This is a genomic window from Enterobacter sp. 198, from assembly GCF_009025585.1.
Classification (GTDB): Bacteria; Pseudomonadota; Gammaproteobacteria; order Enterobacterales; family Enterobacteriaceae; genus Enterobacter; species Enterobacter ludwigii.
Genome location: NZ_WCIM01000007.1, coordinates 77960 through 95229, shown reverse-complemented (window position 1 = coordinate 95229; position 17270 = coordinate 77960). Strand labels below are relative to the sequence as shown.

Genomic DNA, 17270 nt, shown 5'->3' with positions numbered 1-17270 from the left:
TTAGCGACTCTCTAGCTAAACAGCCCAACCAGCGCCGCGCACAGCACAGCAGCAACGGCTGTTTGTGGCGTGTGGCTTTCAGCTGCTCCACTTGAGAGCATATTCACTAATGTTTCCAGCATGATGATCACCCTCACTTTCCGGGCACGATCATACAAAAATCATTGATACAGTAAAGCGCAAAATAGCAGCAATTTGCGCTCAATTAATAACCTTTACACAAGGGTAAAGATCACTCCATGCCCAGCTCTTTCAGCTTACGCGTCAGGGTATTACGTCCCCATCCCAGCAGGCGTGCCGCTTCCTGCTTATGGCCCTGTGTATGGCGGAGTGCGGTGGTCAACAGCGTGCGCTCCATCTCGGGCTGGGCTTCAGACAGTAAGTTTTGATGACCGGAACGCAGCGCGCGATCGGCCCACTGCGCCAGCAGTGTCGCCCAGCTGTCCGGCAATGCATGTCCGGTGCTGCTTTCTGGCGCAGTCGCTTCAAACAGTTCAGCCGGTAAATCCTGAATCAGGACTTCCTGTCCGGCGGCCATTACGGTCAACCAGCGACAGGTGTTTTCCAGCTGACGCACGTTGCCCGGCCACGCCAGACGGGTGAGGGCGGCATCGGTTTCCGGGTGCAACTGCTTGGCTTCCACGCCCAGCTCACGGGCAGCGACCTGCAGAAAATGACGCGCCAGGCGGGGAATATCTTCACGGCGTTCACGTAGCGGTGGCAAATGAACGCGGATCACGTTCAGGCGATGGAATAAATCCTCACGGAATTTACCTTCCTGGACGCGCTGCTCCAGATTCTGGTGCGTCGCGGCAATAATGCGTACATCGACCTTCACCGGCGCATAGCCACCTACGCGATAAAACTGTCCGTCGGCCAACACGCGCAGCAAACGGGTCTGGACATCCAGCGGCATATCGCCGATTTCATCCAGGAAGAGTGTTCCACCGTCAGCCTGCTCGAAGCGACCCTGGCGAATGGTATTTGCGCCGGTAAAAGCCCCTTTCTCATGGCCAAACAGTTCAGATTCAATTAAATCCTTCGGGATGGCGGCCATATTCAGGGCGATAAACGGTGCTTTTGCCCGCGGGCTGTGGCGATGTAAGGCATGCGCTACCAGCTCTTTACCGGTTCCCGATTCACCGTTAATCAGTACGCTGATGGACGAGCGTGACAGACGGCCAATGATACGAAACACATCCTGCATGGCTGGCGCTTCGCCAATGATGTCCGTCGTGGGCCCGAAGTCAGGCGTGTGACGAGGTTGCTGCTGCTCCTGGTAGTGGCTGATCGCGCGCTCAACCAGGGCGACCGCTTCGTCGATATCAAACGGTTTGGGCAGGTAATCGAACGCCCCTTGCTGATAGGCGCTCACCGCGGCGTCCAGGTCGGAATGCGCCGTCATTATGATGACCGGAAGCATAGGATGGCGTTGTTTGATCTGCTTTAAAAGCGCCAGTCCGTCCATTCCCGGCATGCGAATATCCGAAAGCAGCACATCCGGCGTTTTGGTGGTGAGTGCGTCGAGCACTTCGCTGCCGCTCTCAAACGTCGTGCAGCTTAATCCTGCCCCTGTGAGCGCGCGTTCAAGCACCCAACGGATGGAGCTATCGTCATCGACTACCCAGACTATCCCTCGTTGCATAAACGTCACCTTTATTTTTTAATCGGCAGGAAAACCGAAAACTCGGTATGTCCCGGCCAACTGGTAAATTCAATTTTTCCAGAGTGTTGATCGATCAAACTACGGGCAATGGATAACCCCAGGCCGGTACCGCCTTCGCGACCGCTGACCATCGGGTAGAACAGGGTGTCCTGAAGATGCGACGGAATACCCGGCCCGTTGTCCTCAACGTCGATGCGGGCAGCCAGACGATAGCGCACGCCGTGCAGTGTGAGCTGGAACGCGGTGCGGGTGCGCAAAATAATTTCGCCCCCTTCCGGCCCCAGCGCCTGCAGGGCATTACGCACAATATTCAGCAAGACCTGCTCAATCTGATCCGGGTCGTGCGCCAGTTCCGGCAGGCTTGGGTCGTAGTCACGGACCAGCGTGACGTTCTCCGGCAGCTCCATCGAGACGAGTTTCACAACCCGCTCAGCCACTTTATGAATACTTTCTGAGACATGCATGCCGGGCTGTTGTGGCCCGAGCAGACGGTCAACCAGGTTACGCAGGCGGTCTGCCTGCTCAATGATGACGTTGGTGTACTCCGCCAGCGCAGGGTCGGGCAGCGCTTTGGTCAGGAGTTGTGCCGCACCGCGTAAGCCACCCAGCGGGTTCTTGATTTCATGCGCCAGGCCTCGCACCAGGTCACGGGCGGCAATTTGCTGGGCATGCTGAAGTTGTTCCTGGCTCAGGCGGCGCTGATTATCCATCGGCGCCATTTCAAGCAGGATCAGCCCTTCAGGAAGCCGTTGTGCGGTAAGCGATAAAATATGTGAGCGCCCGTCGATCACCAGCGTGACTTCGTTATCGGTAAAGCCCTGACCGGCCTGCAGACTTTCCTGCATCAGGCCAATATTCAGCGAGAAATAACTCAATAATTCCGGAAGCGGGGTGCCAAACAGTTTGCGTGAACTCTGGGCGAGCAGCTGCTGCGCCGCCGGGTTGGCGTAATGTACGGCCAGCTCGTCGTCGACCAGCAAAATACTGTTAATCAAAGAATTGAGGATCTGCCCAGCATCGGGCAGCGTGCCAGTTGCCATTCAGCAGTCTCCTGGAGTTGGTTGCACTAATTTAGTGCAGTATAGCTTTTTCGTCGTAAAAAGCGCGTGAGATCAGTTTGTTGGTGGAGAAAAAAGCCCATCCGGAGATGGGCTGAAAGTTTCCACGGCAACAAATAAAAGCTTGTGAGATCGCGCGTAAAAGGGCGCGCGAAACTCATTGAAACTTAAACGCTGTAGTACAGTTCGAACTCAACCGGGTGTGGCGTCATACGCACACGGTCGTTCTCTTCAGTACGCAGGGCGATGTAAGCATCGATAGCGTCGTCAGTGAACACGCCACCCGCAGTCAGGAACTCGCGGTCTGCGTCCAGCGCCTGCAGGGCTTCTTCCAGAGAGCCTGCAACCTGTGGGATCTCTTTCGCTTCTTCTGGCGGCAGGTCGTACAGGTTTTTGTCCATAGCTTCGCCTGGGTGGATCTTGTTCTTGATACCGTCCAGACCCGCCATCAGCAGTGCTGCGAAGCACAGGTATGGGTTAGCAGCTGGATCCGGGAAGCGAACTTCGATACGACGCGCTTTAGGAGACGCCACCACCGGGATACGGATAGAAGCAGAACGGTTACGCGCAGAGTACGCCAGCATTACCGGTGCTTCGTAGCCTGGGACCAGACGCTTGTAGGAGTTAGTGGTTGGGTTCGCCAGGGCGTTGATCGCTTTAGCGTGTTTGATTACGCCGCCAATGTAATACAGAGCCTGCTCAGACAGACCGGCATATTTGTCACCAGAGAACAGGTTGGTTCCGTTCTTGGACAGAGACATGTGGCAGTGCATACCGGAACCGTTATCGCCAAACATTGGTTTTGGCATGAAGGTCGCGGTTTTACCGAAACGGTGCGCAACGTTGTGCACAACGTATTTGTAGATCTGAATTTCGTCTGCTTTTTTGGTCATGGTGTTGAAGCGGGTTGCCACTTCGTTCTGACCCGCAGTCGCCACTTCGTGGTGGTGAGCTTCAACCACCAGGCCCATCTCTTCCATCACCAGACACATGGTGGAACGGATGTCCTGAGCGGAGTCGACCGGAGGAACCGGGAAGTAACCGCCTTTAACGCCAGGACGGTGACCTTTGTTACCACCTTCGTATTTGGTGGAGGAGTTCCATGCACCTTCGATATCGTCGATGGCAACGTGGGAGCCAGAAATAGAGGCACCGAAACGGATGTCATCAAACAGGAAGAATTCTGGCTCTGGCCCGAACAGTACGGTGTCTGCGATACCGGTTGAACGCAGGTACTCTTCAGCGCGTTTCGCGATGGAGCGTGGGTCGCGGTCGTAGCCCTGCAGTGTGCCTGGCTCGAGGATGTCGCAACGGATGATCAGGGTTGGTTCTTCGAAGAACGGATCAATGACCGCAGTGGAAGCGTCAGGCATCAGAACCATGTCAGATTCGTTGATACCTTTCCAGCCGCCAATGGAGGAGCCGTCAAACATTTTGCCTTCTTCAAAGAATTCGGCGTTTACCTGATGAGCAGGAATAGTGACGTGCTGTTCTTTACCTTTGGTATCGGTGAAGCGCAGATCAACAAACTTCACTTCATGTTCGTTCAGCATCGTCAAAACGTGTTCAGCGGACATACTTAACTCTCCAGATTGGTCATTGTCGTCGTGGTAACGAGGTCTTCAATTTCTGTCTTGGGCTGGCTGTGTGCCATTTTTTTGCCGTATTTTTATAAAGCGAAATCTGTGCCAACTTTTAAAACACCCCAAAAAGGCGTTATCATGCGCACCATAGTGCAAAAGTGCTGCACCACAATGGTTATGTTGCACCAGTATAGTGCTTCAGTGTGAACACTGAGCACCATATTGGTGCAATTTTCGTTAAAGTGCCCTTTTTACGCTCCGTGAAAGCGATCACAAAGCATCTCTGCAATACTTGTTTGCGGGGGATGTTTGTGATCCTGTTTTGTAGTGCGATTAATCCGTGTACAATAACGCGCTATTTCTAATGCCTGAGGCAAAGTTGTGATCGAAAATTTGCGTAACATCGCCATCATCGCGCACGTCGACCATGGTAAAACCACCCTGGTTGATAAGCTGCTGCAGCAGTCCGGTACGTTTGATGCTCGTGCCGAAACTCAAGAGCGTGTGATGGACTCCAACGATTTGGAGAAAGAGCGTGGGATTACTATCCTCGCGAAAAACACCGCTATCAAATGGAATGACTACCGTATCAACATCGTTGATACCCCAGGGCACGCCGACTTCGGTGGTGAAGTTGAGCGCGTGATGTCCATGGTGGATTCCGTGCTGCTGGTAGTTGACGCATTTGACGGCCCAATGCCGCAAACGCGCTTCGTGACCAAAAAAGCATTTGCCCATGGCCTGAAACCTATTGTTGTTATCAACAAGGTTGACCGTCCGGGCGCGCGTCCTGACTGGGTTGTTGATCAGGTGTTCGACCTGTTCGTTAACCTCGACGCGACCGACGAGCAGCTGGACTTCCCTATCATTTACGCTTCGGCGCTGAATGGTATCGCGGGTCTGGATCACGAAAATATGGCGGAAGACATGACTCCGCTGTATCAGGCGATTGTCGATCACGTACCGGCTCCGGATGTTGATCTTGATGGTCCGCTGCAGATGCAGATCTCCCAGCTGGACTACAACAACTACGTTGGCGTTATCGGTATCGGCCGCATCAAACGCGGTAAAGTGAAGCCGAACCAGCAGGTTACTATCATCGATAGCGAAGGCAAAACCCGTAACGGTAAAGTGGGCAAAGTGCTGACTCACCTGGGTCTGGAGCGTATCGACAGCGAACTGGCTGAAGCGGGCGACATCATCGCGATTACCGGTCTGGGCGAGCTGAACATCTCTGACACCATCTGCGATCCGCAGAATGTGGAAGCGCTGCCAGCCCTGTCTGTTGATGAACCAACGGTAACCATGTTCTTCAACGTCAACACCTCTCCGTTCTGTGGCAAAGAAGGTAAATTCGTTACCTCTCGTCAGATCCTTGACCGCCTGAACAAAGAGCTGGTGCACAACGTTGCGCTGCGCGTTGAAGAAACTCAGGATGCTGACGCATTCCGCGTTTCTGGTCGTGGTGAGCTGCACCTGTCTGTTCTGATCGAAAACATGCGTCGTGAAGGTTTCGAAATGGCGGTTTCCCGTCCGAAAGTTATCTTCCGCGAAATCGATGGCCGTAAACAAGAGCCGTTCGAGAACGTAACGCTGGACGTTGAAGAGCAGCATCAGGGTTCTGTTATGCAGGCTCTGGGTGAGCGTAAAGGCGACCTGAAAAACATGAATCCAGATGGCAAAGGCCGCGTACGTCTCGACTACGTGATCCCAAGCCGTGGTCTGATCGGTTTCCGTTCAGAGTTCATGACCATGACGTCCGGTACCGGTCTGCTGTACTCCACCTTCAGCCACTACGACGACGTGCGTCCGGGTGAAGTTGGTCAGCGTAACAACGGCGTTCTGATCTCCAACGGTCAGGGTAAAGCGGTTGCGTTTGCGCTGTTCGGTCTGCAGGATCGCGGTAAGCTGTTCCTGGGTCACGGTGCTGAAGTTTATGAAGGCCAGATCATCGGTATTCACAGTCGTTCTAACGACCTGACTGTAAACTGCCTGACCGGTAAGAAACTGACCAACATGCGTGCGTCCGGTACTGACGAAGCAACGGTTCTGGTTCCACCGATCAAGATGACCCTGGAGCAAGCTCTGGAGTTCATCGATGACGACGAACTGGTAGAAGTGACCCCACTGTCTATCCGTATCCGTAAACGTCACCTGACCGAGAACGATCGTAAACGTGCAATGCGCGGTGCGAAAGAAGAGTAATACGGTCAATCCGTAGGCCGGGTAAGCGCATGCGCCACCCGGCACGTAAAAAGCCGCTGAGCGATCAGCGGCTTTTTTTATTATCAGAACGAATACCTTAACCCCAGGCGGATACGGTACTGCTCGCGGTTGTAATCATTCCATCTGTCCAGCCACTGAAGCTCGAGATAGGGCAGCCAGTTTTTATCGATTTTATAGCTAAATTTGTGGGTGATTTCCCAGTGATGGTCTTTGCCATTTTTGCTGTGGTAATCGTTCACGCGCTGGAAAAAATGCGGTTCAAAGGTATAGAAAAACGCATCCGTGACCTTGAAATTCCAGTAGTTAGCGAATTCGTGAGTGTCGTTTTTATCCATCTGGCCGTTGTAGTCCGGCGTATCGTAATTGTTGTGGTTATAGCGATAGCGGAAGGTCAGATTAAACCAGTCGAGAAATTTATAATTGGTATCCAGATAGATAGCGCCTCCGGACCCGGCGCTGCTGTCATTCAGTAAACCGCCAGGCTGAAAGGTGAGTTTATCGGTCGGTCTAAAAAGCGGATACCACCCTTCAATTTCGTTATAGCTGTGCTTAAGCTCGTCCCATTTGCCCACGTTATAGGCGTTAGTGAACATCAGCCCCGCGCCCTTATCGAAGTTATAGCCGGCACGCAGGATCACTTCGTGCAGTTCAGAGGCCGTATTATAGGCTTCGCGCGTTTCGACATAGGCGCCGGCAACTGCCGAGCAGGACACAGACGACACAACCAGTGCAGTAACGATTCTTTTCATAATCAGTCCATGTATGAGGTACAGAAAGGCCCCCCTCCTGTTACACAGGAAGGGAATCAGGGCCGGATTTATTGTTATAAAGTGACTGCTGACGCTTTATTGTTGGTGGTTAACTCAGGGGGTTTTGCGGGTTGTTTTTTCCGTTTTCCAATCTCCTCAATAATAAAGGCGAAGCGTGCTTCGTTGAGTTTATAAAAGAGTCCCATGGTTATCGCGGCAACGATCGCCAGGCCGCACGGCCAGAGAAAAATTAGCTGACGGAGCCCCAGTAGCGTGCCCGTACTCTGCACGGCGTGTGGAATGTAGCCAATCTGCGTCAACATAATGCCCGGCAGGAAACCGGCGAGGGCGGCGGAGATTTTGCGTGAGAAGGTATAACCGGTATAAACCGACCCTTCGGCGCGAATGCCTGTTTTCCACTCGCCATAATCAACGGTATCGGGCACCAGCGCCCAGTTGAGGCTGTTTACGAATGCCGTACCGAAAAAGGCCATGCAGGAAAAGAGCACAAAGAGCAGGGAGCTGGTTCCCCAGAGGAAGTTCATCACGTCGCCCACGGCCCACAGCGTCAGCCCGCCAAGGTAGACCGGCTTCTTGCCGAAGCGCTTAACCGCGCCCGGCACCAGAAACACGCCAACCAGAATGCAGCCCATACTGAAAAAACCCATCCACGACAGCAGATGCAGATCGTTTAGCACGTACTGGGTGTAATAGACCTGAATCGCCAGTTTGATATTAAACGCGGCGAGGGTGCAAAGGTTGGCGATACACAACACCAGCAACGGCGGGTTGCGGAAAATGGCACAGAAGGATTTCAGGATGCCAGGCTTATGATGATCGGGCGTGACCTCCACATAGCGCTCTTTCACACCGCTGTAGCACCACCACATGCAGAACAGACCGCCGGTGACGAACACCAGTGCGGCCACCAGATAGCCGAGAGAGGGCTGGCTGACAAACAGCGCCTGGATTGGCATAAACCCCACGGTGCAGAGCAATAACCCAACCGTTGCGCCGCCCTGACGCCAGGCCGCAAGCTGCGCCCGCTCGTTCGGATTTTTAGTGATGGCGGGAACCATCGCGCCGTAAGAGCAGTTCATCAGGCTATAACAGAGGCCAAACATCATGAAGAGCAGGGTGGCGATAGCGGTTTTCACCGTCAGGCTAAAATCGGTGGCCACAAACTGCGCCGTGGCCACCAGGGCAACCGGCACCGAGGCATAAAGAATAAACGGCCTGAATTTGCCTCTGGCACCGATGTTACGCCGCGAATCCAGCAACACACCGGTCAGCATGTCGGTGAACGCGGTAAAGAACTTCGCCACCAGGAAAATAATGCCGCCATAAAAAGCGGGCATGCCCAGTTCATCAGTATAAAACTTCAGCAGATACAGCGTGCCAATACAGAGCATCAGGTTAGAGCCAAAATCGCCCATCCCGTAGGCGCACTTTTCGCGCAGGCTCAGTTTCAGGGTTAACGGATCACTCTTGTGTGTCATGGTCGATCCTCACAGCGCCCCGCAGGGCGCTCTCTCAAGTCAGTTATGCTGTACGTTTGCGCAGTTCAATTTCTTCCACGATGCGCACATACATCTTCTCGTTGAGGTTGTAGAAACAGCCCATCGCCACGATGGTGATGACGGCCAGCAGACTGGGGTAGATAAATATCAGCTGCCGCAGCCCTTCAACCGTTCCGGCGGATTGCACCACGTTTGGCACATAGCCGATTTGCGTGAGCATGATGCCGGGGAAGAAGCCGGCCAGCGCCTGTGAGACCTTGCGGAAGAAGGTAAAGCCGGTATAGACCGTCCCTTCGGATCGCACGCCGGTGCGCCACTCGCCGTACTCCACGGTATCGGACACCAGCGCCCAGTTGAGGCTGTTCACGAAGGCTGAGCCGAAGAAGGCCAGACAGGAGAACGCCACAAAGCTCACCGAACCACCGCCAAAGAAGTAGTTGAGCAGGTCGCCTGCCACCCAAATCAGCAGCCCGCTGATATAGACCTTTTTCTTGCCGAAGCGACGCACCGCGCCGGGCATCATAAAGACGCCGATAAAAATGCAGCCCATGCTGAAAAAGCCCATGTAGGACAACAGAATAGGGTCGTTCAGCACGTACTGCGTGTAGTAAACCTGAATGGCGAGCTTGACGTTAAAGGCCCCCAGCGTGCACAGGTTGGCGATGCAGAGAATAAACAGCGGTCGGTTACCGGCGATGGCGCGAAACGACTGCAGCAGGCCGGGCTTCTGGGCTGGATTGGCGGGCTGCATTTCAACGTAACGCTCGGTCACGCCCTTATAGCACCACCACATAAAGAACAGCCCGAACAGCGAAAAGAGGGTCGCGGCAAAGATATACCCAAGCTGGTCATTGCCTTCAATCAGGTTCATTACCGGCACAAACCCGACGGTACAGAGCAGCAGGCCAAGCGTGGCGCCGCCCTGACGCTAGGCGGCCAGCGAAGCGCGCTCGTCCGGGTTTTTGGTAATGGCCGGCACCATCGCACCGTAGGAGCAGTTCATCATGCTGAAGAACAGGCCGTAAAGCATGAACAGCACGGTCGCCATCACCGTTTTGCCGGTGATTTCAAACGGCGTGCCGACAAAGTTTGCGATGGCCAGTAACGTCACCGGGAACGCCGCATACAGCACGAACGGGCGGAATTTGCCCTTAGGACCGATCTTGCGTCGGGAATCGAGCATGATACCCGTGCCCATATCGGTGAAGGCGGTGAAGAACTTGGCAATCAGGAAGATGATCCCGCCGTAGGTACCAGGCAGGCCAAGAACGTCGGTGTAGAACTTCAGCAGATACAACGTGCCGATATCCAGAAGGATGTTAGAGCCGAGATCGCCCATCCCGTAGGCGAGTTTCTCTTTAAACGGCAGGCGTAGCGTTGCCGGATCGGAAGCGTGTTGACGCATTATTGTTCTCCATCTGCCCGCAGGTTTCCCCGCGGGCGAGCCTTATCAGATATGACGTAAGGTGCTAAACAGGTCTGCCCATTCGCTTTGCTGGCGATAAAACACCGGCGGTTTGCCGAGCGGAGCGTCAACGGTGATGTCACCGCCCTCATGCGTTTCACCCGTCCAGGCATTCACCCAGGTGTCCTCAGGCAAATAGAGCGTCCAGTCACGACGGCCTTCTTCATGGACCGGTGCCACCAGCAGATCGCGGCCAAACAGATACTGGTATTTCAGCGTGTAGCTGCGCGCATCGTTTTCGTAATGCAGGAACAGCGGACGCATCACCGGCAGGCCGCTTTTCGCGTTCTGCGCAACGGCGGCTTTGATGTAGGGCTTCAGGGTAGTGAAGACGGTCGTCATACGCGCAAAGTGGGCGATGGTTTCGCCGTCGCCATCAAACTGCCAGTTATCGCCAGGGCGGTTGCCCTCGTGGGTACGCATCATCGGTGTGAAGGCGCTGAAGTCGCACCAGCGCAGCAGCAGCTCTTTGCTGCGTTTCATCTCAAACAGCGTGGTATAACCGCCGATGTCGCTGTGATGCAGCCCGTGCCCGGTCATTGCCAGTGAGAGTGCCGCAGGAACCACTGACGCCAGACCGTCGTCCAGGCTCCAGTCGACGTTCTGATCGCCGGCCCACATCATCACCGAGTGTTTCTGGCTGCCGGTATAACCCGCGCGCATAAAGAACAGGATCTCGCCGAGCTTGCCGGTCTCTTCCAGCGCCTCGTAGTTACATTTCGCCCATAGCGCAGGCCAGGCGTTATGCATGATTTCCGCGCTCACGCCGTTGTGCAGGAAGGTATCAGTCGGCAAATATTCACCAAAATCAGCCATCCAGCCGCCACAGCCCAGCGCTATCAGGTTCTTTTTGATGACCTCTTTGTACCAGTCGTAGGCTTCCGAATTCGTCAGGTCGATAACGCCCGCGTAGAACTCGCCGAACTCGACGTGATAGTCCTGACCGTCGGCGTTTTTGGTCAGATAACCGCGTTTCGCCGCCTCTTCACAGAGGTCTCTGTCGCTGGCCACGTAAGGGTTGATATAGGAGAGGAACTGCACGCCCTCCTGCTTCCACTGCGGGATACGTGTATCCAACTGCGGATACAGATCGCTGTTCCACTTCCAGTTCCACATCACGCGTTTGCCAAAGGAGGTCATCCGGATGCCGGACCAGTCCTGCGCCCAGATACCGTTCACCTTCACACCGCCGTTGCGCATGGTGTCGAGCTTTTGCTGGCACACGTCGGTGCCGCCCTGAACGCCCAGCGTTACCCCGTCGTAAACCCAGTCCGGCAGTTCGGGCTGACGGCCCAGTAACCCGGTCAGTTTTTCCAGCAGATCGACATACGTTTGCGCACATTCGAAGCGCAGCGTGGCGTTATCTTCCCAGAAGGCCAGCTCGTGGAACGCCGGCGCGCTGAAGTCGAAATTCATATAACAGCTGTTATCCACGTGGCAGTAGTACTTCTGGGTACTCACAAAGGTGGGTTGCGGGAAGAAGGTCCAGTAGTAATCGCCGCCCGCGTTCTCTTTGCAGTCTGCCTGCCAGGTGACGTAGGTCTGCTTATTACGGCCCACGCCCTGCTCACTGGTCCACAACGGGAACGGCTTGCCGCGCAGGTCGAAGTAGGAGAACTGCTCTCCGCAACCATAGATATGATCCTCGGGCTGGGCCGCCAGCCGCAGCCAGATGCGGTTATGGCAGGTGGCATCATTTTTGAGTTTCAGCTCCAGGCGTCCTTCGGCATCCACACCCACCAGTAGCGTGGCGCTGACGGCGTCACCCCGGGTAAAGCGAATCGCCCAACCCGCATTTTGCGGCGCGACGGTGGCCTCGGTCAGGGCAATTTTTTCGTTGAGTTTGTCTTTGATGCTGAAGTTGCCGCGAAACATCTCGATATCGGCTTCACCTGCGCCGATCCACAGGCACGGGGTGTCGGCGGTGTGGGACAGAATCAGACGATCCTGCCAGCTCAGGGTGAAACCATGTTCACTGCTTTTAAGAATAATATTGTGTAGGGTACGCATAAGATCTCCGTTTTTATTATTTGGCCTGGCTATCCAGTAATCCGGCGGCAACGGCCGGGGCTAACCCTGGCGCCAGCGGTAAGCGAGGGATCACCAGGCAATGCAGCAGATGATAAATATCCTGCTTGCCGTCCCAGACTTTGGTGGTCACTTCGTTATGGATATCCAGCTCCTGCCACCATGAACCGTTCTCGTAGTCGATCAGGTATTTGATGCAGTAATCCCACCATTTCTGATACCAGGCTTCGTACTGCGCCTCGCCGGTGACGGTATAGAGCGCATAGGCCGTTCCCATCGCTTCGACAATCGGCCAGCGCACGCGCTCGCGAACGATGGGCTTACCATCCCAGCCAACGGAATAGACAAAACCGTCGGCACCATCGGGTGCCCAGGCGTCGCGGATTGTGGCGTGGAACAAGCCTTTTGCATCTTCCAGCAGCCATGCGGGTGGTGTTTCAAAACGCGCTTCCAGCGCAGCGCGCAGGTGCAGCATCAGGCGGCTCCACTCGATCCAGTGGCCTGGCGTACCGCCGTAGGCGCGAAAACGGTGAGCGGGGTTATCAATGTTGTAATCGCGGATGGGGTTCCATTGCGTATCGAAATGCTCATTAACCCGGTACTCGCCCTTGCGTGCCACGTCGTGAATGATCACCGAAGCAATGCGCAGGGCGCGGTCGAGCCATTTACGGTCATGCGTCACGTCATACACAATCAGGAAGGCTTCGACAGCGTGCATATTGGCGTTGCCGCCACGGTACTCTTCGGTTTTGCTGAAGGCCTCATCCCAGGATTCCAGGCACATCTGTTCCTGTTCGCTCCAGAAATAACGCTCAATCACCTCGATGGCATCGTCCAGTAACTTGCGAGCCTGTGGATGGCCGGTGGTGACGGCGCTGGCCGCGCCCAGCAAAACAAAGAAGTGCTGATAGCCCTGCTTGGAGGCATCCATAACGCCTTCATCGTTAATACAGGCGTACCAGCCGCCATATTGCGGGTCACGCAGCGGACCATTCAGGGCGTTGATGCCATGCTCCACCAGGGCATATGCGCCGGGACGCCCCATGTTTGCCGCCACGGCATAAACGTGCAGCATACGGGCGGTGATCCACAGATGCGTGCCCATATCGCTGCGCACCTGACCGTTATTGCCCAGCCAGCCAAAGCCGGTCGGCACGGCGGCGTTTTTACCGAAATCGAGAATGCGGTCAGTCTCTTGTTCAAGCCAGCGGTTATGGCTCAGGGTGTTAAACCATTTCATGTTCGGGTCCTTTCTTAACGGCGAGCCATCATTTCGTCGACGATCTCACCCAAACGCTGCAGTTTCGGCACAGAAATATCACGGAGCATCAGTTCCGTGTCCGGCAGGCCAATCACTGATGACCAGACGGCGCGGCCGGCTAAAAAGCCGGATGCACCCGCCTGCATCGCAACACTCACCGCCCTTGGGAACAACTTATCGTCCACGCCGGATGAGAGGATCACCCACGGCATGGCGATGTTCTCGTTCAGTTTTTGCGAGGCAGTCAGCAATTCCTGCTGAGAGCCTTTGCCGAACAGAGGCATCTCCACTTTGTAGAGATCAGCTCCGCTGTCTCCCAGCTCTTTTGCCGCGTCGATAATGGCCTGTTCACGATTAAACGTCGCGCCGCGACGCGGCGGGCGGACTACCGGCTCAATAATGCTGAGCAGTCCATTGTTATGGCACAGCTGATTGAACGCCTTCACCATCTCCAGACGCTGCTGCGGATCTTCGTCGCTACGCCACAGCACCAGTAGCTTCAGCGCTTTGCCGCCATCGCGCCTGACCGCCTGGGCATCAACGTTTTTATCGATGACGACGCTGTCAACGGGGATCCCGTTCCCCGGAATAAATTCGTCTGCTGCCACAATCATCGCGCAGTTTTTGGCAACGGCCTGTTGCTCTACGATCTGCTGGTAGCAAAACTGCTGATCGACAAGAATGGCGGAGGCATACGGCGACAGAATTTTGGCCGCGTTGACCTTAAAGTCGGTGAGATGCTGATCGGTGACCGGCACCGGTGCGCCCGCCGCAGCAAACATCAGGCGCATCGCTTCGCGCTGATCAACGGCCAGCATCGCAAAACCGCCGGAAGGTCGGGTGATATCTTTCAGGGTGTACATCGTCATTCCTCAGTCCTTTCGTATCAGTGTGTTTTTTTCAGCCCGGCGGATGCGCGAACTTGTTCAAGAATGGCTGTCCAGTCTTCGCGCCCGCGTCCGGCGGCCCGCGCCTGGTTGTAGACTTCACGGGAGGCCGCGCCCAGCGGCATCGGGACGTGGAGCTGGTTTGCCACGTCCAGCGCGATCCCCAGATCTTTATGCGCGAGGTCGATCATAAAGGCCGGTGTAAGATCGCCTTTGAGCACCTTGTTAGGCCATGAGGTGGTGAAGTGGCCTTTGCCTGCTGGCGTACCGCTCATAACGCTGAGCGCCACATCGAAAGAGAGGCCGAGGGCTTCACACAGCACGGCGGCTTCAGCGGACAGCGCGTTCAGGGCAATGCTCATGTAGTTGTTAATAAGCTTCACGCGGATGCCCATGCCTGGCCCACCTGCGTTTATCAGTTCATTGCCCATCGCCATCAACACCGGCGTGGCACGTTCAACCTGCTGCGCGGTGCCGCCAGCCAGAAGGAGTAATGTTCCGGCGACGGCATGGTCCGATGTGCGTCCGACAGGCACATCCATCATGCTGAAACCACGTTCAGCCATGTCGCGGATCAGGGCATCGGTCTGTAGTGGGTGAATGGTGGACATATCAATGACCAGCGCTTCGCGGGATAAGCCTTCGCAGACGCCCTGCTCACCAAACAATACTGTGCGAACCAGGTCTCCGTTTGGCAGCATGGTGATGACAAATTCGGCCTCCTTTACTGCCTGTGCAGGCGTGGCTGCAGCCAGGGCTCCACGCGCCACCAGGGCCTGTATCGCCTGCGGGTTTACATCAAAAACGTGAAGCTGGTGGCCCTGTTTAAGCAGATTCGTTGCCATGGGCGCACCCATCTGTCCTAACCCGATAAAGGCAATTGCTGACATGCTTCTCTCCTGTCACATCGTGTCAATTATTGAGCGTTTGTGTTGTCTGTTTTTGATCGTATTTGTAATTTATAGTCAAAAAATTGACAGGGGTCACTTTTTAAACATTTCGTGAAATTAAAATGAGAGCATCAGAAAACGCAGAAGGAATCACCATGACTCGCATCGTTTGTGTCGGCATTACCGTGCTGGATCGCATCTGGTATCTCGATGATTTACCGAAAGAAGGTGGCAAATATGTCGCAAAAGACTATACGGAGGTGGGCGGCGGTCCTGCGGCGACTGCGGCGGTGGCGGCAGCGAAACTGGGGGCTGAGGTGGACTTTATTGGCCGGGTGGGTGATGACGATACCGGCAGAAGACTGCTCGCGGAGCTGGAGTCCCTGGGGGTAAACACGCGCTATACGCGGATGGTGAAAGGAGCCCGTTCATCGCAATCGGCCGTGCTGGTGGATGGCCACGGGGAGCGAGTTATTGCTAACTACCCCAGCCCCGATCTCCCGGCTACGGCGGCATGGCTGCAGGATATCGATTTTTCGCAATGGGATATCGTATTAGCCGACGTGCGCTGGCACGAAGGGGCTAAGCAGGCGTTCACCTTTGCCCGCCAGCAGGGCGTCAGTACGCTGCTTGATGCCGATGTCACCCCGCAGGATATTGCTGAGCTGGTCGCCTTAAGCGATCATGCGGCCTTCTCCGCGCCGGGTCTGCGGCGTTTAAGCCAGCTGGACGATACGGAAAACGCACTGAGAAAAGCACAAACGCTCACAAATGGACATGTCTACGTCACGCAAGGGCGTGAAGGGTGTTACTGGCTGGAGCAGGGCGCGCTTCGTCATCAGCCGGGATTTGCGGTCGACGTGGTGGATACCACAGGTGCAGGGGATGTCTTTCACGGCGCGCTGGCGGTGAGTCTGGCGCAGCAGGGGGATGCAACAGACGCGGTACGTTTCGCGAGTGCGGTTGCGGCACTGAAATGTACCCGGCCCGGCGGACGGGCGGGTATACCTGACTGTGATCAAACCCGCTCTTTTTTGTCACTTTTTGTATAAAATGCGGGGCGTGATGGTTTTCAGAGGACAGCCCATGAGCCTTACCGAACTGACCGGCAACCCGCGGCACGATCAACTGCTTACGTTGATTGCTGACCGCGGCTATATGAACATTGATGAACTGGCGCAACTGCTGGACGTCTCAACGCAAACCGTGCGCCGGGATATCCGCAAGCTGAGTGAGCAGGGGCTGATCACGCGTCATCATGGCGGCGCGGGCAGGGCATCCAGCGTGGTGAACACCGCATTTGAGCAACGTGAAGTCTCCTTGACCGAAGAGAAGCGGGCCATTGCCGAAGCGATTGCCGACTACATTCCTGATGGTTCAACCATCTTCATTACTATCGGGACGACGGTGGAGCACGTTGCCCGGGCGCTGCTCAACCATAATCATCTGCGCATCATCACCAACAGCCTGCGGGTGGCGCATATTCTGTATAAGAACCCGCGCTTTGAAGTGATGGTGCCAGGCGGTACGCTGCGTCCGCATAACGGAGGCATTATCGGGCCTGCGGCGACGGCGTTCGTGTCAGGCTTCCGTGCCGATTACCTGGTGACCAGCGTCGGAGCAATTGAACACGACGGCGCGATGATGGAGTTTGACGTTAATGAAGCCAGCGTGGTGAAAACCATGATGGCCCACGCGCGACATATTTTACTGGCGGCCGATCATACGAAATACCACGCCTCTGCTGCCGTTGAAATTGGTAACGTGTCGCAGGCAACCGCGCTCTTCACCGATGAGCTACCGGGATCTGCGCTGCAAAATCATCTCAAATCCAGCAAGGTAGAAGTCGTTGAGGTGAATTCAGGCGACGAACAGCAGGCAGGCTAACCCTTCTTAATGGCCCGATATCCAGGCTCGGGCCTTTCCTTTCTGTAAGC

At 55.4% G+C, this 17270-nt stretch carries 13 protein-coding genes and 1 pseudogene; 3 read left to right on the top strand and 11 right to left on the bottom strand.

Translation table 11 applies throughout. The features are described 5' to 3' along the window. Positions 1 to 11: 11 nt before the first annotated feature. The 4 genes from F8561_RS02370 to glnA all read right to left on the bottom strand — a co-directional run bounded on the left by F8561_RS02370 (position 12) and on the right by glnA (position 4301). The gene (locus tag F8561_RS02370) at positions 12 to 122 is read right to left on the bottom strand and encodes a YshB family small membrane protein (RefSeq protein WP_032670298.1); all 111 of its coding nucleotides are present in this window, start codon (positions 120 to 122) and stop codon (positions 12 to 14) included. A 110-nt stretch (positions 123 to 232) separates the two neighbouring features. Further along, positions 233 to 1645 carry a nitrogen regulation protein NR(I) gene (gene glnG, locus F8561_RS02365; RefSeq protein ID WP_020883985.1) on the bottom strand — a complete coding sequence of 471 codons (1413 nt, stop codon included), beginning with the start codon at positions 1643 to 1645 and terminating at the stop codon, positions 233 to 235. Positions 1646 to 1656: 11 nt separating this feature from the next. Then, a complete protein-coding gene (gene glnL / locus F8561_RS02360; protein ID WP_014172250.1) occupies positions 1657 to 2706 on the bottom strand; it encodes a nitrogen regulation protein NR(II) in 1050 nt (349 codons plus the stop codon). Between the two features lie 185 nt (positions 2707 to 2891). Then, on the bottom strand, positions 2892 to 4301 hold the full coding sequence (gene glnA, locus F8561_RS02355; protein WP_014172249.1) for a glutamate--ammonia ligase: 1410 nt from the start codon (positions 4299 to 4301) through the stop codon (positions 2892 to 2894). Positions 4302 to 4688: 387 nt separating this feature from the next. On the opposite strand from glnA, the gene typA reads away from it, so the two are divergent. Further along, on the top strand, positions 4689 to 6512 hold the full coding sequence (gene typA, locus F8561_RS02350; RefSeq protein ID WP_014172248.1) for a ribosome-dependent GTPase TypA: 1824 nt from the start codon (positions 4689 to 4691) through the stop codon (positions 6510 to 6512). Positions 6513 to 6595: 83 nt separating this feature from the next. On the opposite strand, the gene ompL is transcribed toward typA, so the two are convergent. The 7 genes and pseudogenes from ompL to yihU form a co-directional block, all read right to left on the bottom strand. Further along, a complete protein-coding gene (gene ompL, locus F8561_RS02345) occupies positions 6596 to 7282 on the bottom strand; it encodes a porin OmpL (protein ID WP_025202732.1) in 687 nt (228 codons plus the stop codon). 74 nt (positions 7283 to 7356) lie between these two features. Next, positions 7357 to 8781 carry an MFS transporter gene (locus tag F8561_RS02340; RefSeq protein WP_151887105.1) on the bottom strand — a complete coding sequence of 475 codons (1425 nt, stop codon included), beginning with the start codon at positions 8779 to 8781 and terminating at the stop codon, positions 7357 to 7359. Positions 8782 to 8824: 43 nt separating this feature from the next. Next, positions 8825 to 10207 (bottom strand): annotated as a pseudogene (locus F8561_RS02335) (MFS transporter). A gap of 45 nt (positions 10208 to 10252) precedes the next feature. Next, positions 10253 to 12277 carry an alpha-glucosidase gene (locus F8561_RS02330; protein ID WP_151887104.1) on the bottom strand — a complete coding sequence of 675 codons (2025 nt, stop codon included), beginning with the start codon at positions 12275 to 12277 and terminating at the stop codon, positions 10253 to 10255. Positions 12278 to 12293: 16 nt separating this feature from the next. Next, positions 12294 to 13535 (bottom strand): sulfoquinovose isomerase, encoded by a 1242-nt coding sequence (gene yihS, locus F8561_RS02325; protein WP_151887103.1) that lies wholly within the window; start codon positions 13533 to 13535, stop codon positions 12294 to 12296. Between the two features lie 14 nt (positions 13536 to 13549). Continuing rightward, a complete protein-coding gene (gene yihT / locus F8561_RS02320) occupies positions 13550 to 14425 on the bottom strand; it encodes a sulfofructosephosphate aldolase (RefSeq protein ID WP_151887102.1) in 876 nt (291 codons plus the stop codon). Between the two features lie 17 nt (positions 14426 to 14442). Continuing rightward, complete coding sequence (yihU, locus tag F8561_RS02315; RefSeq protein ID WP_032680060.1) at positions 14443 to 15333, bottom strand: sulfolactaldehyde 3-reductase; 891 nt, start codon at positions 15331 to 15333, stop codon at positions 14443 to 14445. Positions 15334 to 15488: 155 nt separating this feature from the next. On the opposite strand from yihU, the gene F8561_RS02310 reads away from it, so the two are divergent. Both F8561_RS02310 and F8561_RS02305 read left to right on the top strand, forming a co-directional pair. Further along, positions 15489 to 16385 carry a sugar kinase gene (locus F8561_RS02310; protein WP_151887101.1) on the top strand — a complete coding sequence of 299 codons (897 nt, stop codon included), beginning with the start codon at positions 15489 to 15491 and terminating at the stop codon, positions 16383 to 16385. Between the two features lie 34 nt (positions 16386 to 16419). Continuing rightward, positions 16420 to 17220: a DeoR/GlpR family DNA-binding transcription regulator gene (locus F8561_RS02305; protein WP_020883978.1), complete on the top strand. Its 801-nt coding sequence runs from the start codon at positions 16420 to 16422 to the stop codon at positions 17218 to 17220. The last annotated feature ends 50 nt before the right edge of the window (positions 17221 to 17270 follow it).